At 74.6% G+C, this 18890-nt stretch carries 20 protein-coding genes and 1 pseudogene; 7 read left to right on the forward strand and 14 right to left on the reverse strand.

The annotated features are described in order from the left end of the window. Positions 1 to 52 precede the first annotated feature (52 nt). Positions 53 to 904, forward strand: a complete 852-nt coding sequence (locus ACWDD9_RS04955) for an SCO6745 family protein (protein ID WP_049649292.1) — start codon at positions 53 to 55, stop codon at positions 902 to 904. A gap of 106 nt (positions 905 to 1010) precedes the next feature. Here ACWDD9_RS04955 and ACWDD9_RS04960 read toward each other — a convergent pair whose 3' ends face one another. From ACWDD9_RS04960 to ACWDD9_RS04985, 6 genes are all read right to left on the reverse strand, one after another. Beyond that, entirely contained in the window at positions 1011 to 1685 is a 675-nt protein-coding gene (locus tag ACWDD9_RS04960; RefSeq protein ID WP_380741134.1) for a C39 family peptidase, read from the reverse strand. A 61-nt stretch (positions 1686 to 1746) separates the two neighbouring features. Then, the gene (locus ACWDD9_RS04965) at positions 1747 to 2292 is read right to left on the reverse strand and encodes a DUF4188 domain-containing protein (RefSeq protein WP_117487118.1); all 546 of its coding nucleotides are present in this window, start codon (positions 2290 to 2292) and stop codon (positions 1747 to 1749) included. An 87-nt stretch (positions 2293 to 2379) separates the two neighbouring features. Further along, positions 2380 to 3027, reverse strand: coding sequence for a TetR/AcrR family transcriptional regulator (locus ACWDD9_RS04970; RefSeq protein WP_380777825.1), 648 nt, complete (start codon positions 3025 to 3027; stop codon positions 2380 to 2382). A 110-nt stretch (positions 3028 to 3137) separates the two neighbouring features. Next, positions 3138 to 4124 (reverse strand): aldo/keto reductase, encoded by a 987-nt coding sequence (locus ACWDD9_RS04975; protein ID WP_049649295.1) that lies wholly within the window; start codon positions 4122 to 4124, stop codon positions 3138 to 3140. Positions 4125 to 4194: 70 nt separating this feature from the next. Further along, a complete protein-coding gene (locus tag ACWDD9_RS04980) occupies positions 4195 to 5034 on the reverse strand; it encodes an ABC transporter permease (protein WP_079272106.1) in 840 nt (279 codons plus the stop codon). Continuing rightward, positions 5034 to 6020, reverse strand: a complete 987-nt coding sequence (locus ACWDD9_RS04985; RefSeq protein ID WP_449810824.1) for an ATP-binding cassette domain-containing protein — start codon at positions 6018 to 6020, stop codon at positions 5034 to 5036. The genes ACWDD9_RS04980 and ACWDD9_RS04985 overlap by 1 nt, the downstream gene beginning before the upstream one ends. Before the next feature lie 104 nt (positions 6021 to 6124). On the opposite strand from ACWDD9_RS04985, the gene ACWDD9_RS04990 reads away from it, so the two are divergent. Further along, positions 6125 to 6910: a TetR/AcrR family transcriptional regulator gene (locus ACWDD9_RS04990; RefSeq protein WP_449810825.1), complete on the forward strand. Its 786-nt coding sequence runs from the start codon at positions 6125 to 6127 to the stop codon at positions 6908 to 6910. On the opposite strand, the gene ACWDD9_RS04995 is transcribed toward ACWDD9_RS04990, so the two are convergent. From ACWDD9_RS04995 to ACWDD9_RS05010, 4 genes are all read right to left on the reverse strand, one after another. Then, positions 6907 to 8283, reverse strand: coding sequence for a pyridoxal-phosphate dependent enzyme (locus ACWDD9_RS04995; protein WP_449810826.1), 1377 nt, complete (start codon positions 8281 to 8283; stop codon positions 6907 to 6909). The two genes, ACWDD9_RS04990 and ACWDD9_RS04995, sit on opposite strands and share 4 nt — an antisense overlap. A gap of 189 nt (positions 8284 to 8472) precedes the next feature. Continuing rightward, complete coding sequence (locus tag ACWDD9_RS05000) at positions 8473 to 9204, reverse strand: hypothetical protein (RefSeq protein ID WP_449810827.1); 732 nt, start codon at positions 9202 to 9204, stop codon at positions 8473 to 8475. 457 nt (positions 9205 to 9661) lie between these two features. After that, positions 9662 to 10738 carry a cell division protein ZapE gene (gene zapE, locus ACWDD9_RS05005; RefSeq protein ID WP_449810828.1) on the reverse strand — a complete coding sequence of 359 codons (1077 nt, stop codon included), beginning with the start codon at positions 10736 to 10738 and terminating at the stop codon, positions 9662 to 9664. 372 nt (positions 10739 to 11110) lie between these two features. Continuing rightward, entirely contained in the window at positions 11111 to 11476 is a 366-nt protein-coding gene (locus ACWDD9_RS05010; protein WP_049654214.1) for a hypothetical protein, read from the reverse strand. Between the two features lie 141 nt (positions 11477 to 11617). Here ACWDD9_RS05010 and ACWDD9_RS05015 point away from each other — a divergent pair, with 141 nt between their 5' ends. From ACWDD9_RS05015 to ACWDD9_RS05025, 3 genes are read left to right on the forward strand one after another with little or no spacing between them, the layout of a single operon-like run. Next, entirely contained in the window at positions 11618 to 11977 is a 360-nt protein-coding gene (locus ACWDD9_RS05015) for a hypothetical protein (protein WP_387966792.1), read from the forward strand. Then, the gene (locus tag ACWDD9_RS05020; RefSeq protein ID WP_181970524.1) at positions 11974 to 12996 is read left to right on the forward strand and encodes a hypothetical protein; all 1023 of its coding nucleotides are present in this window, start codon (positions 11974 to 11976) and stop codon (positions 12994 to 12996) included. The genes ACWDD9_RS05015 and ACWDD9_RS05020 overlap by 4 nt, the downstream gene beginning before the upstream one ends. Then, positions 12993 to 13382, forward strand: coding sequence for a roadblock/LC7 domain-containing protein (locus ACWDD9_RS05025; RefSeq protein ID WP_449810829.1), 390 nt, complete (start codon positions 12993 to 12995; stop codon positions 13380 to 13382). The genes ACWDD9_RS05020 and ACWDD9_RS05025 overlap by 4 nt, the downstream gene beginning before the upstream one ends. A 192-nt stretch (positions 13383 to 13574) precedes the next feature. On the opposite strand, the pseudogene ACWDD9_RS05030 reads toward ACWDD9_RS05025, so the two are convergent. Both ACWDD9_RS05030 and ACWDD9_RS05035 read right to left on the reverse strand, forming a co-directional pair. Then, positions 13575 to 14285: pseudogene (locus ACWDD9_RS05030) on the reverse strand (vWA domain-containing protein); the annotation flags it as partial. Positions 14286 to 14404: 119 nt separating this feature from the next. Next, positions 14405 to 14665: a DUF3885 domain-containing protein gene (locus ACWDD9_RS05035; RefSeq protein WP_049654209.1), complete on the reverse strand. Its 261-nt coding sequence runs from the start codon at positions 14663 to 14665 to the stop codon at positions 14405 to 14407. Between ACWDD9_RS05035 and ACWDD9_RS05040 the strand changes: the two genes are divergently transcribed. Together ACWDD9_RS05040 and ACWDD9_RS05045 are read left to right on the forward strand one after the other, a co-directional pair. Next, positions 14664 to 15806, forward strand: coding sequence for a serine hydrolase domain-containing protein (locus ACWDD9_RS05040; RefSeq protein ID WP_449810830.1), 1143 nt, complete (start codon positions 14664 to 14666; stop codon positions 15804 to 15806). The two genes, ACWDD9_RS05035 and ACWDD9_RS05040, sit on opposite strands and share 2 nt — an antisense overlap. Continuing rightward, positions 15794 to 16360 carry a hypothetical protein gene (locus ACWDD9_RS05045; RefSeq protein ID WP_074002410.1) on the forward strand — a complete coding sequence of 189 codons (567 nt, stop codon included), beginning with the start codon at positions 15794 to 15796 and terminating at the stop codon, positions 16358 to 16360. Before ACWDD9_RS05040 ends, ACWDD9_RS05045 begins: the two co-directional genes overlap by 13 nt. 88 nt (positions 16361 to 16448) lie before the next feature. Here ACWDD9_RS05045 and ACWDD9_RS05050 read toward each other — a convergent pair whose 3' ends face one another. Both ACWDD9_RS05050 and ACWDD9_RS05055 read right to left on the reverse strand, forming a co-directional pair. Next, positions 16449 to 17843 carry an alpha/beta hydrolase gene (locus tag ACWDD9_RS05050; protein WP_449810831.1) on the reverse strand — a complete coding sequence of 465 codons (1395 nt, stop codon included), beginning with the start codon at positions 17841 to 17843 and terminating at the stop codon, positions 16449 to 16451. A 171-nt stretch (positions 17844 to 18014) separates the two neighbouring features. Continuing rightward, positions 18015 to 18824, reverse strand: a complete 810-nt coding sequence (locus tag ACWDD9_RS05055) for an alpha/beta fold hydrolase (RefSeq protein WP_049654204.1) — start codon at positions 18822 to 18824, stop codon at positions 18015 to 18017. Positions 18825 to 18890 lie beyond the last annotated feature (66 nt).

Here is an 18890-nt window from a genome sequence, read left to right on the forward strand (position 1 = left end):
ACCAGCCGAGCGCCCCGGCCCGCCCGGGGCTCCGTCCGAGGAAGGTCCCTCGATGACCGATCTCGTCCACCCCGCCCGCGCGTTGTGGTGGCTCTTCGAGCCGGTGCACGCCGTCACCTACTTCCTGCCCGAGGGCCGATCCGCCTTCGAGGAGGCCGGTCTGCACGGCCGCCTGCACGGCTACTTCGCCACCCGCGCGGCCCCGCTCGGCGCGGTGGACGCCCCGCCGGTCACCGCCGCGTTCTTCAACTTCGCTCCGGCGATGGTCGAGCGGGCCCTGCCGGAGGTGTGGAACCACGCGAGCCCGGAGGAGGCGCTGGCCGTTCGACTGAAGGCCTCGGCGACGATCCTGGGCCGGCTGCTGGAGCACGTGGACAAGAACCAGGTGGAGCTGGTCGCCGAGACCCTGGAGCAGGCCGCCACCCGGCTGGACTGCGCCGGCCGGGTGCTGGCCGCCGCCAACGCCGCGCTGCCCCGCCCGAGCGGCCTCTACGAGCGGCTCTGGCAGGCCGCCACCGTGATGCGCGAGCACCGCGGCGACGGCCACGTGGCCGCCCTGGTGGCGGCCGGGCTGGACGGCTGCGAGGCGCTGGTGGTCCGCTGCGCGATGGACATGCGGCGCGAGATGATCCAGCCGCTGCGCGGGTGGACGGACGCCGAGTGGGAGGCGGCCGCCGAGCGCCTGGTCGAGCGCGGCTGGCTGACCGCCGAGGGGACGGTCACCGAACTCGGCCGGATCCGCCACCAGACCCTGGAGGCCGCCACCGACCTGGCCGCCGCCCGGGTCTGGGACGACTACCCGCGCGCCGAACTCGACCGGCTGGCGGCGGCGTTGAAGCCGATCTCGGCGCTCTGTCGCAGCGAGCTGCCGATCAACCCGATGGGGCTGCCGGACAACCAGTGACGGCCGGCCCACCCGGTCCGCCCGGTCCGCGACGTCGGGCCGAGGACGCCGCCAGGGCCCGCCTGCGGCCTCAGGCCGAGGACGCCGCCACGGCCCGTCCGCGGCCTCAGGACGAGAGCGCCCCGGGCGGGCCGAGCACGATCGCCCGCCCGGCGTAGAACCGCCCGAACGACCGCCACGGCACGCGCGCGAAGGCCTGCGACTCCCCCGGGAACCCGGAGGGGTTGTGCACCAGCAGCGCCGTGTCCGTGGCGCCCACCGCCAGCACCAGGTGCCCGCCGCGCCGCACCGGCTCCGGCCCGTACGGCTCCCGGATCGACGGGTGCACCGAGACCATCACCAGCCGGCCGCCGACCACCTCGGCCGACACCTCCTCGGGCGTCAACTCCCGGGCCCGCGCGGCCAGTCCCCAGCGCCGCTCGACGTACCCGGCGAACGGCGCGTGGATCAGTCCGCGCAGGCCGTCGCCGTCCCGCAGGTACGCGCCGGCCGCAAGGCACTCCTCCGCGAGCGCCATCGCCGCCGGGTTCACGCCCCACCAGTGCGCCAGTGCCATCCGCAGGCAGGCCACCCCGCACAGCCGCCAGGACCACCACGCGTACTCCTCCGCGCTGGCCGCTCCGGACTGCCCCCAGCGCGGGTCGGCGGACGCGTCCAGCCGCCCGTCGACGATCTCCCGCACCAGCTCCGCCGACTCCCACTGCGCGCGGTACGGCACCTCGTGCACCACCCGTACCGGCCGCGCCGGCGCCTCCGGCCGCGCGTCGCCCCGATCCACCATCCCCTGACGCTCTCACGGCGCGGCGGCCGGGCGGCTCACGACACTCCCTGCGCGGCCGTACTCAGGCGCCGGTCCCCGGCTCGGCCGGCTCCACCCCACCGGACTCCGGCTCCCGGTAGGCCAGCCGCTGCGACGCCCGCCGGCCGCGCGCCTCCAGCGGCAGCGAGCCGGTGGCACCGGCCAGGCCGAACGGCGGCATGTCGAAGTAGATCGCCTCGTACCCGCCCTGCGGCACGATGTACGTCTCGTGCCAGAGCCCGACGTGGCCGCGCGTCTTCCCCTGCCGCAGCTTGCGGTTGACGATGCCCCACACGGTGTGGTGGAAGCCGTCCGGCGCGCTCGCGTAGCCGTACAGCTTCTCCTTCGACTCCCAGTACTGGACGACGTAGTAGGTGCGCGGCGAGGCGGTCAGCAGGACGCGGCCGCGCAGGCCGCGCTCGGGGGCGCGGCCCAGCTCGTACAGCATCCGGAGCATCGAGAACATCACCGGGCCCCAGTGGTGCACGGCCCAGAAGCGGTTGATCCGCATGCCGATCAGCAGCACCACGGTGTCGCCGGTGGCGGCGGCCGTGGTGTAGCCCGGCTGCGGCTTGGCGAACAAGGACATCTCTGCCTCCCGTGCCCGTGCCGATGTAATCGGTGATTACATCAGCGCGGAATGGCCCGGTCAAGGCTCGTCCAGCGCACAATTCGGTTACGGCGAAGGGTGGTTGGCGATCCCCTGGCCGAAGGTGTCCATCACCTGGCAGGCCAGCTCCTCCGCCGCCGCGGCCGGCAGGTAGCCGTCCAGGATCATCTGCGCCAGCCCGTACACCAGTGCCTGCCCGGCCAGCCCGACCAGCGCCGGATCCCCGGGGCGCAGCAGGCCCGCCTCCTGGTCCGCGACGATCAGGTCCGTGAACACCCGGTCGATGCCGTCCAGCCGCTCGCTCAGCTCCGGATCCCGCGAGGCGGCGAACACCCGCGAGCGCACCAGCTCGAACCGCCGCGGATGGCGCAGCACGTACCGGACGACCCCCAGCCCGATCGCCCGCATCACCGACCTGCCGTCCGGCCCGGCGGCCGCCACCTGGGCCTCCTGCCAGCGCACGAAGTCCGCCAGCACCCGGTCCGCCAGCGCGGTCAACAGCGCCTGCCGGTCGGCGAAGTGACGGAACGGCGCCCCCGCCGACACCCCGGCCCGGCGCGCCACCTCCCGCACGCTGACCTTCTCCTGCCCCTGCTCGTCCAGCACCTCGAACGCCGCCGCCACCAACGCCTCCGGCAACGCCCCGTGGTGGTACGCCCCCCGGCCCCCGCCCCGCTTCCGCGCCCGCTCCCGTTCCTGCTCCCGCTCCCTCATGCCTGCCTTGCTACCACAGCCGCGCCCCCGGCCAGGCCGTCTTCCACGGCCGCCGGGGGCGCGACGGAGGCACCGGCTGAGGCCCGGGCCGAAGCCGGGGCGCGGGCGGGCTACCAGGCGTAGTCCTCCGGGGCGGGGCGGTGGCCCGGGAAGAGCTCGTCGAGGTGGTCGAGGGTCTTCTGGTCGAGCTTGAGGTCGAGCGCGCCGACGGCGGCGTCGAGGTGGGCCCGGGTGCGGGGGCCGATGATGGGGGCGGTGACGACGGGGCGGGAGAGGAGCCAGGCGAGGGCGAGGTCGGCGGGGTCGGCGCCGAGTTCGGCGGCGAGGTCCTCGTAGGCCTGGATGCGGTCGCGGTGCTTGGCGAGGAGTTCGCTCGCGAGGGCCATGCCGCTGCGGTCCCGGGTGCCCTCGCGCTCCTTGCGCAGGACGCCGCCGAGCAGGCCGCTGCGCAGCGGCGACCACGGGATCAGCCCGAGGCCGTAGTGCTGGAGGGCGGGGACGACCTCGAGTTCGACCGCCCGGTCGAGCAGGTTGTAGAGGGACTGCTCGCTGACCAGGCCGAGGAAGTGGCGGGCGCGGGCGGTCTCCTGGGCCTGGGCGATGTGCCAGCCGGCGAAGTTGCTGGAGCCCACGTAGACGATCTTGCCCTGGGCGACCAGGACCTCCATCGCCTGCCAGATCTCCTCCCAGGGCGTGGCCCGGTCGATGTGGTGCATCTGGTAGAGGTCGATGTGGTCGGTCTGGAGGCGGCGCAGGCTGGCCTCGACGGCCTTGCGGACGGCGACCGCGGAGAGCCTGCTCTCGTTGGGCCAGTCCCCCATGTCGCCGTAGACCTTGGTGGCGAGGACGGTGCGCTCGCGGCGGCCGCCGCCCTTGGCGAACCAGCGGCCGATGATCTCCTCGGTACGCCCGCGCAGCCGGCCCTCGCGGTCGCGGCCGTACGTGTTGGCGGTGTCGAAGAAGTTGATGCCGTGCTCGTGGGCGGCGTCCATGAGGCGGTGGGCCTCGGCCTCCTCGGTGTGGGGACCGAAGTTCATGGTGCCGAGGCAGAGGCGGGAGACGGTCAGGCCGGTGCGGCCGAGGTGGGTGTACTCCATGGCGCCCCACCCAAGACCACACCGGCCCCGCTGTCCAGCACATTAGGGGGGCGTGCCGCAAGCTGGCGGATCACCGCCCGTGGGTGGCGAACTTCCGTACGGCGAGCGGCATGCAGCCCGCGAGCAGCACGGCGCTCCAGAGCAGCGCGGCGAGCACGGCGTGCTGCGTCGGCCAGGCGGAACCGGCCGCCGAGGGGTTGCCGAACAGCTCCCGGCAGGCCTGGACGACGGAGCTGACCGGGTTCCAGTCGGCGAGGAACCGCAGCCAGCCGGGCATGCCGCCGGTCGGCACGTAGGCGTTGGTGACCATCGCCAACGGGATCACCGCGGCGGACAGTTGGCCGGCTGCCTCCTCCTTGCCGATGGTCAGGCCGAGCACGGTGCCGACCCAGGTCATCACGAAGCGGAAGAGCAGCAGCAGTGCGAACGCCCCTGCCGCGTCGGCGAGTCCGTGCCGGACGCGCCAGCCCGTGGCGAGCCCGACCAGCGCCAGCAGCGCCAGGACGACGACGCTGACCAGCAGGTCGGCGAGGGCCTGCCCGAGCAGCAGTCCGGTGCGGGAGACGGGCATGGAGCGCAGCCGGTCGGTGACCCCGCGCCCGACGTCGCGGGCGGCACCGACCATGGTGGGCATGACGCCGTTGGTGGCCACCATGGCGAACAGGCCGGGCATCAGGAACTCCCGGTAGCCGCCGCCCCCGGGGACCTGCATGGCGCTGCCGAAGACGTACCCGAAGACCACCACCATCACCACCGGCACGCCCAGCGAGGCGGCCAACAGGCCGGGCGAGTGGCGGTAGTTGAGCAGGACGCGGAGCATCGAGGTCCAGGTGCCGGAGGCGAGCCGCCGGGCGGTGGACGGGCGCGGGACGGCGGACGGGCGCGGGGGCGCGAGTGCGGCGGCGGTCATCAGGCGGCCCTCCCGGCGTCCGCGGACTCCTGGGTGAGCGCGAGGAACACGTCGTCCAGCGAGGGCGCCCGCACCGCGACGTCCTCGGCGACGACCCCCGCGCCGTCCAACTCCCGTACCAGCGAGGGCAGCAGGACGGACACGCCGGGCGTCGTCAGCACCGTGACGGTCCGCTCGACGACGTCCACCCGCGCGTCGCCGCCGGTCATCGAGGACAGCACCACGGCGGTGGCGGCGAGCTGCCCGGGGTCGGCCAGGGTGACGGAGACCTGGCTGCCGATCGCGGCCTTGAGCCGGTCCGGCGGGCCGGTGGCGATGGCGGCGCCGTGGTCGATCACCACGATGTCGTCGGCGAGCCGGTCGGCCTCCTCCAGGTACTGGGTGGTGAGCAGCACGGTGGTGCCGGCGTCCGCCAGCTCCTTGACGGTGTCCCAGATCGCCTGCCGGCTGCGCGGGTCGAGCCCGGTGGTGGGCTCGTCCAGGAAGAGCACCGGCGGGCTGGTGACCAGGCTGGCGATGAGGTCGAGGCGCCGGCGCATGCCGCCGGAGTAGGTGCGCACGAGCCGGTCGGCGGCCTCGGTGAGGTCGAAGCGGGTGAGCAGTTCGTCGGCGCGCTCCCGGGCCCGGCGGGCGCCGAGGTGGTGCAGCCGGCCGAACAGCCGGAGGTTGTCGCGGCCGGTGACGCCCTCGTCGACGGCGGCGTGCTGCCCGGCGAGGCCGATGGCGCGCCGGACGTCCTCGGCGGCGCGGACGACGTCGTGTCCGGCGACCCGGGCGGTGCCGCGGTCGGGGGCGACCAGGGTGGCGAGGACGCGGACGGCGGTGGTCTTGCCGGCGCCGTTGGGGCCGAGCAGGCCGCAGACGGTGCCGGCCGGGACGGTGAGGTCGAGGCCGCGCAGGGCCTCGGTGGCGCCGAAGCGTTTCCGCACGCCCGTCATCTCGATGGCGGGCGCCGCGCCGGCGGCGGGTCGGGCGGTGTCGGACATGGCTCTGCCCTTCTCTAGGTACAGCGTACGTAGAAGCGCGCTTGGGCGCCATCGTACTACGTACGCCGTACGTATCTAAGATGGGAGGGCGAGGTGATCTTCCAGTGCCGTCCAGCAAGTCCCCCACCGGCCCCGACCAGCCGGAACAGTCGGAACAGCCCGACAGGCCCACGCCCCCCGAGGCCCCCGAAGTGATCTGGCTGCGCCCCGAGCGCACCGGCCGCGGCCCGCGCCCGGCCCACAGCCGGGACTCGATCGCCGCCGCGGCCATCGCGATCGCCGACGCCGAGGGCCTGGACGCGGTCTCCATGCGCCGGGTCGCGGCGGCGCTCGGCGCGGGCACCATGTCGCTCTACAACTACGTGCCGAAGAAGGAGCACCTGCTCGACCTGATGCTCGACGCGGTCGCCGGCGAGTACCGCTTCCCGCCCGCGCCGAGCGGTGACGTCCGGGCCGACCTCGCCGACCTGGCCCACCAGCAGCTCGGCCTCTCCCGCCGCCACCCCTGGCTGCCCGCACTGGTGCTGGTCCGCCCCAGCATCGGCCCCAACGCCCTGCGCTACACCGACCACTTCCTCGCCGTCACCGCCCCCACCGGCCTCGGCGGGGGCGCCCGGATGGAGGCGATGGCGCTGTTCAACGGCTTCGTCGGCCAGTTCGCCCAGTACGAGCAGACGGCCGCGGCGGGCGCCAAGTGGCAGGCGGAGCTGGTCGGTTACCTCGGCCAGGCGGCGGCGAGCGGCGAATTCCCGCACCTGGCCCAGGCGTTCGCCACCACCGGTCCGCCCGCCGACCCGGACCGGGCCTTCGACCGCACCCTGAACCGGGTGATCTCGGCGATCCTGGCGCCCGCCGAAGGGGGCGCCCAGGAGACAGTCGAAGGGGGTTAGGCCACCGCCTCCCTCGGCAGCACCCCGGCCACCCGACCGTCCACCAGGACCATGACCGCCCGGTGCGTCCTCCCGAGCACCGTCCGCGCGTCGGCCGCCGACTGCCCGACGCCGACCGTCGGCAGCGCCGGCCCGATCAGCCCGCCCAGCGGGTCGCCCGGCTTGGCCGCGCCGTCCGCGAGCGCCGCCGCCAGCGCGGCCCGGGAGACCGAGCCGACCACCTCCGTCGCGGCCACCCCGTACGGGCGCGCCGCCCGCGCCAGCACCGCCGGGGCCACGCCGCCCGGCGCATCGCCCAGCACCTCCAGCGCCTCGCCCACGGTCGCGCCGGCGGCCACCGTCACCAGCGGCGCGGCGGCGTCGAGCAGCGGCCGCAGGCCGTCCGCCGCCTCCTCCAGGAAGCCCCACTCCCGCATCCACGCGTCGCTGTGCACCTTGGACAGGTAGGAGCGCCCCGAGTCCGGCAGCACCACCACGACCAGGTCGTCCGGCCCGAGCCGGCGCGCCACCCGCAGCGCCGCCGCCACCGCCGCGCCGGAGGACGGGCCGGCCAGCAGGCCCTCCTCGCGGGAGAGGCGACGCGCGGCCAGCAGCGCCTCGCGGTCCGGGATCCGCTCGTAGGAGTCGATCAGCTCCGTACGCAGGGCCTGCGGCATGCGGTCCTCGACGGTGTCGGGGTGGAGGTAGTGCCCGATGCTCTCGACGTACCACGGGCTGCCGTCGCCGCCCCCGTACGTGGAGGACTCCGGGTCCGCGCCGACCACGGTCACGGCGCCGCCGGAGGTCTCCTTGAGGTAGCCGCCGGTGCCGGTGATGGTGCCGCCGGTGCCGACGCCGGCGACGAAGTGGGTCACCCGGCCGCCGGTCTGCTCCCAGATCTCGGGGCCGGTGGTCCGGATGTGGGCGTCCGGATTGGCCAGGTTGTCGTACTGGTTGGCGAGCCAGGCGCCGGGGATCTCCTCGGCCAGCCGCTGCACGACGTTGAACAGGTGCCTCGGGTCCTCGGCGGGCACGGCGGTCGGCGCGAGGACGACCTCCGCCCCGTACGCCCGCAGGATGTCGGACTTCTCGGCCGACGACTTGTCGGCCACCCCGGCGATCACCCGGTACCCGCGCTGCCGCCCGACGATCGCCAGGCCGATGCCGGTGTTCCCGGAGGTCGCCTCGATGATCGTCCCGCCCGGCTTCAGCAGGCCGTCCCGCTCGGCGGCCAGCACCATCGAGAGCGCGGCGCGGTCCTTGACGCTGCCACCGATGTTGAGGAACTCGGCCTTGGCGTAGATCGGCGCGGCGATCCCGGCGCCGAGCCGGGCCAGGCGGATCAGCGGCGTCCCGCCGATCGCGTCGAGGACGGATTCGTGAACTGCGGCCATCGTCGGCCCCTTTCGCTAGCACTGTCAGCCCGAGCCTGCCCAGGCCACGGGCTCGGTAGACGGTAGCGACACCGTTCCTCATCCGGCCGAAACATTGTCCGACGGCCGGGATCGGGTACGGGCCGGTGCGAGCAGGGACGGGCGGGCACACGCGGGGACGGGCGGGCGCAAGCGGGGACGGGTCGTCGGTCAAGCGGGCAGCCGGCGGGGTCCCCCCGGGGTCCTCCCCCGGTTCCGGCGCCGCACCGCCTCCGCCGCGAGCAGCGCCGCCGGGACGGCCGCGGCCGGCACCGTCCACCACGGCAGGCCGGTCACGGACGCGAGCACCGCGGGCACTCCGCAGGCGAGCAGCGTCCACAGGACGAGCGACCGGGCGAGGTCGAGGGTGACGTCGCCGGGGCGGCCGGTGAACCGCAGCGCGCCCAGGACGGCGGCGAGCACCGCCAGCAGCGCGGCGAACGTGCCCACCCCGGCGGTGAACTGCCCCTCGTCGCGGGGCTCGTCGTACGAGGCCTGCGCGACACCGGCCCGTTCCAGGCGCATCACCCGGCCGCGCCACACCGTGCCGTCCACCCGGTCTCCGGGCTTCAGTCCGTCCAGCAGCGGCCCGCCGTCGGCGAACCCCACCTCGCCGCTCCAGAACGGCGCGCCGTCCAGCGTCGCCCGGAACTCGGAGCTCTTGCCCGCGTTGCGGACGACCGTGCCGCTGACGGTGAACGGCACGGCGCGCACGCACTCCTCGACCCCCGCGCCCGGGCTCCCGGCCGGGCAGGTCACGGCGGCCGTGTACGAGCGGTACCGCTCGGCGTCGTCCGGCAGCACGACGGTGAACACGTACCAGGCGGCCGCCGCCGGGGCCAGCGCCGCGACGGCGAGCAGCGCGCCGCCGGTGCGGGTCCATGGTGAGGGACGGTGGGTCATGACGGTTCTCCCCCCGGTCCGGTGCGCGGCCGGAACCCCCGGGTCGCCGTCGCCGGGGCGTGCCGCCCCGCCCCTTCCGGGGTCGGACGGTACCGGGCGGCCGAAACGCCGGACGGTGTCGCGGTTCTCGGAGTCTGTCCGGAGCTCGCCGAAGCCCCGTGAGCGCTGCGTACGGCCTGAGCGGGTCCGCGCGAGGAGCGGCGGCGCGCTGGCGGACCTCGCGTCGAGCGCCACGCACACCACCCCCGGACCGGCTCGCGGACACAGCTGTCCCTCGATCGCCGACCAGGCTTCCCGGCACTCCTTCGCGCACGCTACCGGACTCCGCCCCGGCCTGGCACGCCGGTTCGCCAAGGCGCCGGGCGAGCAACCCCCCTCCAGGGCCGGCGCGATCGACCGGGCAAGTCCTGGCACTCCGGCAGGACTTCTCCGTTCCCGCCGGTCGCCCGGCGGGCGCTCAGCCGGCGGCCTCCCGAACCGGCGGGCGGAGGAGGGCGAGGCGACTGGCGGTGCGGTCGAGGTCGCGCATGAGGGTGGAGCCGGTGGCGAGGCCGGCGAGCGGATCGGCGCCGATCAGGACCAGGCGGACGTCGCGGTCACAGCAGACGTCGACCAGGTTGGCGAAGCGCCGACGGCCGTCGGGGGACGCCTCGGCGAGCGGTGGGACGCCGTCGAGGACGACGGTGGGGAAGCGGTCGGCGAGTGCGAGGTAGTCGGCGACGGAGGTGAGGCCCTCGCACAGCTCCTGGAAGCCGAACCACACGTGGTCCTCGCGGACCGCCCGGGCCGACAGCTCACGGCGGTGGGCGGCCACCGGACCCGCTTCCTCGGGCCGGGGCGGGGTGAGACCGGCCGAGGGCTCGTCGCCGGGGCGGAGACGGGCGCCGAGGTCGAACCCGTGAGCGCGCTCCGACCGGGGCTGCCGCCGGAAGTCGACCGGCCCGGAGACGTCGAGCACGTCCATCCGCTCCTCGATCAGCCTGATCGTCGGCTCGAAGAGGTGGTGGTACAGCGGGTCGGGCATCAGCCCGGCGGGCGGGTAGTTGGACGTGGTGACAAGGGTGATCCGCCGGTCCAGCAGGGTGCGGAGGAGACGGGCGACCAGCATCGCGTCACCCGCGTCGTGGGCGTGGAACTCGTCGAAGACGAGGATCCGGCAGTTGCCGAGCAGCTCGTCCACGGCCCGGTCCACCGCCGCGCCGTCCGCGCTCCGGCTCTCGGAGTGGTGGGCGACACCCTCGTGCAGTCGGCGGAAGAAGTCGTGGAAGTGCAGCCGCCGCTTGCGCGGGGTCGGCAGCCCGTCGAGGAAGGTGTCCACCAGCCAGCTCTTGCCGCGGCCGACCGGGCCCCAGAGGTAGAGGTGCCGCGGACTGCGGCGCAGCCGCCAGGCCGGGTGGGCCAGCTCGCCGGCCAGTCGACTGAGTCGTTCGACCGGGAGCTCCTGGGCGGGGTCGAGCGTGAATCCGTGCTGCCCCGCGGCCCGGTGGAAGTGCCCGCGCATCGCCTCGTACTGGTTCCGCACCCCGTCCGTCACGGATCCGGACCATAGCAGGGCGTCAGAACCGTCGGGATCACCGGGAGTTGCCCGGTCCGTGGCACCGCCGAAACACCGGCGCTCCGGCGGTTCGACCACGGTATTCCGGCGCTCCACCGCCGGCCGGAACAGCCGGGGCGAATATGACGCCCAGTCATCGGAAAGTCACGCATTTCCGTGCCGGGCGCACACCCTCGATATTCGCGGCCCGATTCCCGCGGACGGATCTCCGTAGCCGCCTCGTCACGCCGCGCATTCGCTCCGTCCGGAATTCCGCGCGCGAAACGCGGCCCGCGCGGGCCTTCCGGCAGGGCCTCCGGGCAGGACGTCCGGACGGGGCGCGGACACCCGGGCGGCCGGCCCCGACCCCGGCTAGATGTCGAGAGCGGCCTCGATGCGCTTGAGACCGTGCCGGGCGAGCGCGAGGTTGGCCCGCGAGCGGTCCAGCGCCAGGTAGAGGAAGAGCGAGCCGTGACCGCGGGTCAGCGGGCGGATCAGGTGGTACTGGGTGCCGAGGGTGATCAGGACGTCCTCGATGACATCATCGATCGACAGCGCGGCCAGGGCGCGTATCTTCGCACGAACGACCTCGGTGTTGGCGGCGGCCGCAATCTCCAGGTCGAGCTGCTGCCCCCCGCCGAGGAACCCGAGTGACATACCGCTCTCGTGGTCGGCCACGGCCACTCCGATGGCCCCCTCGATGGCCATCGCGTCCTTGAGTGCCTCGTCAATGTTCATGCGCTGTTCGTCCTTTGCGTGACTTCCGGGCAGAACTCCCGTGTGCGGGAACAAAATAGCAAGAAGCCGCCGGTTGTGGTCGCCTCGTGAAAATGATGGAATAAAGTACGCTGCCGGGGTTCAGAACGTGAAGGGGTACTGGTGCGCGCACTCGACGCTTCCCTCTCCGATGTGCTCGGCTCCCCCGGAGTGGTCGGTGCCGCGCTCGTCGACGCCGTCACGGGTCTCAGCTACCAGTCCGCCGGGGACCACCGGCTGCTCGGGACCGGGGCCGAACTCGCCGAGCTGACCAACCTGATCGGCGAGCGGCTGTACGAGGCAGGGGCGGAGAGCGAGTTGGAGAGCCTGGTGGTCACCAGCACCCGCCATCACCAGGTCGTCCAGGTGGTGTCCCGGAAGGGCGACCCCCTGCTGCTGGCCACCGTGCTGGACCGGGAACGGACCAACCTGGCACTGGCCCTCCGCCAGACCGCCGACCGCGCGCAGGACTTGCTGGCATGACCGACCCGTCCCACGGCACGGCGCCGCCCGCCGTGCCCGCGACTCCCACGACGCCGGCTCCACCCACCGCGCGCAACGTGCCCGCGCTGCTGCTCGCGCTGCGCCGGACGGAGTTCACCGGCTCGGTCACCGTCTCCAGCGCACCGGGCGGCACGATCCACCTGGAGCAGGGTCTGGTCGCGGCGATCGAGACCCCCGGGGCCCCGACCGCCGCGACCCTGCTGCTGAAGTCCCGGCGCGTCGGCGAGGAGGAGTGGGCGTCCGCCGAGACGGCCGCGTCCATCGGCCGACCGACCGACGCTCCCCCGACCTGGGGCGGCGACCTCGGCGCGGCCCTGGTGGCTCAGGGGTCGATCGGCGCCGCCGAGCTCGAAGCCGTCTGCGCCGCCGCCGCCTTCGACGGGGCCTTCGCCCTGGTGCTGAGCCCGCCCGGCAGTTGGGAGACGGCCGAGGCGGCGCCGCCTGCCAGGATCGCGCTGCGCCCGGGCATCGAGCCGGAGCGGCTCTTCGAGGAGACCGCCCGGCGGACGGCCCTGCTGACCCGCCTCTGGGGACCGCCCGGCGAACTGGCCCGCATCCGGATCCGTCCTGCCGCCCGGGCCGAGTCCGGCGCGCTGCGGATCCCGGTCCGCTACCGGGAGATCCTGGCCGCCGCCACCGGCCGCCGCACCGCGCGCGACCTCGGCTTCGCCCTGGGACGCGGTGTGTTCGCCGTGCTCCTCGACGTCGTACGGATGGACGCCCGGCACCTGCTCCACCGGGAACCGGCTCACCCGGGGCCCCTGGCACCGAGCGTGGCCCCGCGCACGCCGACGAGCGAACCGCCGCCGGCCGACACCGGGCCGCTACCGCGCCGCGTCCGCAGCGGACGCGGCGCGGGTGGTCCGGGCGGCCCCGGCGGCCTGCCCGCCCGATCCGAGGGAGCGGCGGCCGCTTCCGACGGTCCACCGAACGCACACCGCGCCGAGCACACCGCGCGTACCGAGACGACCGAGCAGAGCGAGAAGAGCGCACCATGAGCAGCCAGACACCGACCGCCGTGCTGGTCGACGAGTTGAAGTCCCTCCGCGACCGGGTCATGGGCATCTCGGAGAGTGTCGTCTCCACCACCGACGGCCTGTTGGTGGCCGCCGACACGGCCGCCGTCCACCCCGAGTCGGCCGCCGCCCTGTCCGCCGCCATGCTCGGCCTCGGCCGGCGCACCGCGGCCGAGGTCGGCGTGGGCGGCCTGCGCGACGTGGTCACCCGCTGCACCAGCGGCTACGTCGTGGTGCTGGCGATCGGGGAGCAGGCGCTGCTGATGGTACTGGGAGACGAGGGCCTCGACATCGCCGGCCTGCACCGCGAGTCGCCCGCCACGGTCCGCCGTCTGAGCGAGCTCCTCGGGATGGTCCCCGCGGTCTAGGCCCTCTCGTTCGGATCATGCCGGGCGCGCGGCGTGATCCGGAAGAGAGCGCCTGGTCCCGACGCCGTCGGGTTACCGACCGCGGCGGCCCCGCTTCCCCAGTCCCTCGGTCAGGGTGGCCCAGAAGCCCCGGCGCTGCGGCCGCTCCTCGGCCGTGGCGCCGACCGGCGCCCGCAGCGCCGGGCCGTCCGGGACGATGCCCTGGGCCCGGGCGGCCACCAGCCAGCTCGGCAGCTCGGTGAGCAGCAGGTCGTACAGCTCGTCGTCGGAGACCGTCCGGGGGTCGCGCCCCAGGTGGACGAAGCCGGCGTTGTCGATCGGCCGCTTCTCCGGGACGGGCAGTTCGTCCAGCTTCCGCAGGAAGTCGAACTGCCGGCTGTCCGGGTCGCCGAAGCCGATGAACTGCCAGAAGATCGGCAGCGTCGCCGCCTCGCAGAGCTTCTTCTCCGCCGCGGGCTTGCTGATCGGGCCGCCGTCCGTCTGGAACAGCACGAAGGCCGGGTCCGTGGCTCCGCTCTCCCGGTAGTGCCGGATGACCGCGTCCATCGCCAGGTGGTAGCTGGTCCTGCCCATGTGGCCGAGGCCCGCGACGATCCGGTCGATCCAGCCCGCGTGGTCCTCCAGGGCGATCTCGGCCTGGGCGTCGACCTCGGTGGAGAAGAAGACGACCGGCACGGTCCCGTCGTCGTCCAGGTGGGCCGACAGCCCCAGGACCCGGTCCGCGAGCGCCTGGACGCTGCCGTCCTTGTAGTAGGGCCGCATCGAGCCGGAGTAGTCGACCACCAGGTACACCGCCACCCGCTGGCCGTTCAGCCCGCGCCGCTCCACCGAGGCGCCGGCCGTCTTGTAGAGGCTCACCAGCGCGGGCGCGCTCTGCTCGACCTTGCTCAGACTGACGGCCATGTGTCGCTCCCTCGCTCGCTGCGGCAGCCGGGCTGCCGGGGCGCGTGATCGTCAACGCGCTCCGGACACTGTGCGCGGCGGACGGCGGTGAGGGCAAGCCGTCCGCCCGGCGCGGCCGCTCACAGGCCGTTCGGGTGCCCCGACAGCCACCCGGCGTGCCGCTCCTTCAGCCGGTCCCGCTCCTCCGTCGACGCCAGGTAGACGTCCGCCCCGCCGTCGTACGGGTGGTAGAGCCGCCGCAGGCCGGGGCCGGCGAGTCTGCCACATCCGTCCCACCCGTCCCGGCCTGGTGAAATCCCCTCGTCAGGGGCGCCGGGCTCCCGTAGCGTGGTTCGGTCGATCTTGAGGGCGGAACTGGGCAGAACGGGGCACCACATCATGCAGCAGCACCAGGGCTGGGCCGACGAGCGCTTCGGCGCCGTCGCGGACGTCTTCGCCGCCAACTTCGCCGGGTTCCCCGAGCTGGGCGCCGCCGTCACGGTGTTCGCCGGGGGCCGGAAGGTGGTGGAGCTGTGGGGCGGCACGGCCGACGAGCGCACCGGGCGGGCCTGGGCGCAGGACACCCTCGTGCCCGTCTTCTCCTGTGCCAAGGGCCCGGTGAGCATCAGCGCCCACCTGCTCGCCGAGCGGGGCCGGCTCGACCTGGACGCGCCGGTCGCCCGCTACTGGCCGGAGTTCGCCCGCAACGGCAAGCAGGACGTCACCACCCGGATGATCCTCGGCCACCGGGCCGGCATCCCCGCCCTGGACGCGGTGCTCTCCTTCGAGGAGGTCGCCGCCTGGGATCCGGTGGTCCGGGCGATCGAGGCGCAGCAGCCGCTCTGGGAGCCGGGCACCGCGTACGAGTACCACGGCCATGTGCTCGGCTTCGCGGTCGGCGAGGTGATCCGCCGGATCACCGGGCTGACCCCGGGCGCGTTCCTGCGCAAGGAGATCGCCGAGCCGCTCGGCCTGCCGGTCTGGATCGGCCTGCCGGAGAGCGAACTCCCCCGCCTGGCCCGGCTGGTGGAGGCCGAGGGCCGCCGTCCGATGCCCGGCCCGGAGCACCTGCTGACCCGGATCGTCACCATGAACGGCGCCCTGGTCTTCCCCGGCCTGGACGTGCCGCACGGCTGGAACGACCCGGCGCTGCACGCGATCGAGCTGCCCGGCGCGGGCGCCGTCGCCTCCGCCACCGGCCTGGCGGGCCTCTACGCGGCGACGGCCACCGGACTGGACGGCGCGCCCCGCCTGCTCTCGCCCGACACCGTGACCGGCGCGGTGCGCGAAGTCTCCTCCGGGGCGGGCTTCCTGGGCTTCGACATGGGCGCCCGCTGGGGCTCCGGGCTGCTGCTCGACTCCCCGGCCTTCCGCCCGCTGCTCGGCGCGCGCAGCTTCGGCAACGACGGCGCCGGCGGCCAGTTCGCCTTCGGGGACGACGAGTTCGGCGTCGGCTTCGCCTACGTCGCCAACCGGATGATCGGCCACGGCGACGCCCGGGCGAACCGCCTGATCGAGGCGGTGCGCGAGTGCCTGGGCTGACCGGCTTCCTCCCGCTCGTCACCGTCCTGGCCACCACCGGCGGCCTCGGCGAGCTGCGCTACGGCGCCTCGCTGCCCGAACTCGCCGTCCACTACGGCGATCCGTGGGACGGCGGCGGCATCCACCGGGGCGACCGGTGGCCGCACGCCTTCTGCTGGGGCGACGTGCGGACGGTGTTCTGCCGCTGCCGCCGGCTCCACTCGCTCTCCCTGCCGGTCTGGCAGGGAGAGCTCGACCTCCCGCAGCCGGGCGGCGGTTCGGCGACGCTCGACACCCACGTCTCCGAGGCCGACCTGATGGCGGCGCTGACCGCCACCGGCCACAGCTGGCAGACGGTGACGTACGAGAACCTCCCGGACCAGCGGAACCTGCTGTTCTCGCCGGCCGAGGAGGTCCGGGTGGAGCTGGTCCTGACGAACCGGGCGTCCCAGGACGGGCCGCCGCTGGAGGCGTGGGCGCTGCACAAGGCGTTGCTGTGGGGCTACGAACACCTCGACTGCCCCGAGCCCGACCGCTCCCTGCCCGACGACGGCTGGGGCGCGGCCGGGCCGTAGCGCGGCGGCGAGCCGTTCCGTCCCCTGCTCGGAACGGCCCACCGCCGGCGGCGGTCCACCGTCGGCCGCAACCCGCCGACGGCCCCCGCTACTTGAGCAGGAAGTCGTACACCGCCTGCCGCCCGGCCGGGTCGGCCGCCCGGGTCTGCACCGAGTGCGCCGCACCCGGGACGATCACGACCTGCGGGTCGTGCGCCAGCTCCGCCTGCTGGTACAGCCACTCGTTCGGCGTGGACAGGTCCCGGTCGCCGCCGAGCAGCAGCACCGGCACGTTCGGCAGCCTGCGGTGCGCCGGCGGGATCGGCGGCACCTGCTCGCGCGGCCAGTCCAGGCAGACCAGCTGGCTGCCGAGCCCGGTCGCGGTCGCCGCGTCGTACGGCCAGGTCTGCTCGGCGGTCAGCCGCTGCCGGGTGCGCTCCAGCGCGGCCGCCCGGCCCGCGACCGGGGTGTCCGTGCTGCCCCACGGGAAGCGCGAGTCCGCGCAGACGGTGGCGGCGTGCAGGCCCTGGCTGAGCGCCTCGGCCGGGGCCGCGTCCTCCCGGTGGACGGTCTCGATGAAGGCCTGGAGCTTGGCGGGCTGCCCGGCGGCGGCCTCGTGCAGCGCCTCCGGGACCCCGCCGTAGTTCGGGTCGGTGAACTCGTAGCTGGTGAGGGCGTCCAGGACCTGCGCCCCGTTGCCGTACCGCCGGACGGTGGCGGCGAGGTCGGCGGCCGGGTCGGTGGTGCAGCCGGTGGCCTGGCAGGCGGCCCGCAGCACCCGGGCGCTGGCGGGCAGCGCGGCCAGGTCGAGCGGGTCGTAGCCCTGCTGCGGCACCACCGAGTCGAGCACCAGCCGGGCCACGTGCGCCGGGTGGGCGAGCGCGTACCGCTCGGCGACGAGGGTGCCGTACGAGACGCCGTCGAGGGTCAGCCGCCGGTCGCCGAGGGCACCGCGCAGCCGGTCGATGTCGGCGACGGTGTCCGCGGTGCTGTAGAAGCGGGCGTTGGGGCCCAGGGTGGCGGCGCAGTCCGCGACCGACTGCTTGCGCGGCACGGCGAGGTCGGAGGAGCCCATGTCCTCCTGGAGGCCGGGGCACTGGAGCGCACGGGCGCCGGTGCCGCGCTGGTCGTACATGACCAGACGGTAGTCCTTGAGGACGGGCGCCATCTTTCCGGCGATCCGCTTCATCAGCGGGACGCCGGGCTGGCCGGGGCCGCCGGTGAGGAACAGCAGGTCGCCCTTGGGGGCCGCGGTGTTCCCGGCGACGGCCACCGCGAGGTCGAGGGTGCCGGGGACGGCGCCGCTGTGGTCCAGCGGGACGGTGAGCGTCCCGCAGGTGAACTCGGGCGCGTCCGGGCAGGGCGCCTGCCCGGTGATCCCGCCGCCTGGCCTGTCCGTGGCGGGTGTGTCGGCCGTGGCGGCCGCGGGAGTGGCCAGCGTGGTGCCGGCGACCACCGCGACGGCGCCCAGCAGGGCGGCGATGCGGCCGCGCGTGCTCGTCATGTGAGTCCTTCCGCTCGCACCGCGTCCGTACTGACGCGGGCACGGAAGTAGCCTGCGCCCGGGACGACGGCGAAGGCGAGCGGTTATCCGGGGATTCGACCAGGGGCGAATCCCCGACGGAGCCAGCGACGGTGACGCACCGTCACATCAATCGCGGAAGCCGCGGCAGTCTCAGAGCAGCGCCCGCGGCAGCACCACCCGCACCCACTCCTCCGGCTGCGACAGGTGCGGGGCGTGCCCGGCGCCGCCGTACAGGTGGCGTTCCGCCTTGGGCAGGGTGAGGTCGATGAGGTCCAGCACCTCGCCGAACATCGGCGCGCTCTCGTCGCTCTGGGTGAGCAGCGCGGGCTCGCCGAAGCGGGCGAGCCCGATGAGGTCGAGGTCGAGCGCGTCCGGGTCGCGCAGCTCGTCCAGGTAGGTGGGCGCGTTGCGGATGTAGCTGTGCCGGACCGGCGCGGGCAGCTGCTCCCAGGCGCCGGGGCCGAAGGCGAGGCTGTCCACGTACAGTTCGGCGGCGGCCGCCGACTCGGCCTGTTCCAGCAGCTCCCGGACGGCGGCGATCCGGTCGGCGAAGCCGGTGCCGAGCGGTCGCAGGTCCGGGTCGGCGAGCAGGATGCCGGTGCCCGGCGGCTCGTGCACGGCGATCCCGCGCAGCAGGTCGGGCCGGGCGGCGGCGAGCCGGAGGACGACCAGGGCGCCGTAGGAGTCGCCGTAGGCGAAGGCGGGCGCGAGGCCCAGCTCGTGGATCAGCCCGGCCAGGTCGGCCGCGTCCTCGTGCACCGAACCCTGGGTGAGCGGGTCCTCGCTGCGGCTGTGCCCCCGGCGGTCGTAGGCGACCGCGGTGGTGGACTCCGCCAGGCCGGGCAGCACCCGCGCCCAGGAGTCCGCGTCGCTCCAGGAACCGTGCACCAGGACGACGCCGGGGCCCTCGCCACGGGCCTCGTAGTGCAGCGCCACCCCGTTCACCCTGATCTCGGCCATCACGAGTCTCCCGGTCTCGGCGGTGCTCCCCCACCAGACTGACACAACCACCCGAAAGGGTCAGGT

The organism is Kitasatospora sp. NPDC001119, assembly GCF_053598475.1.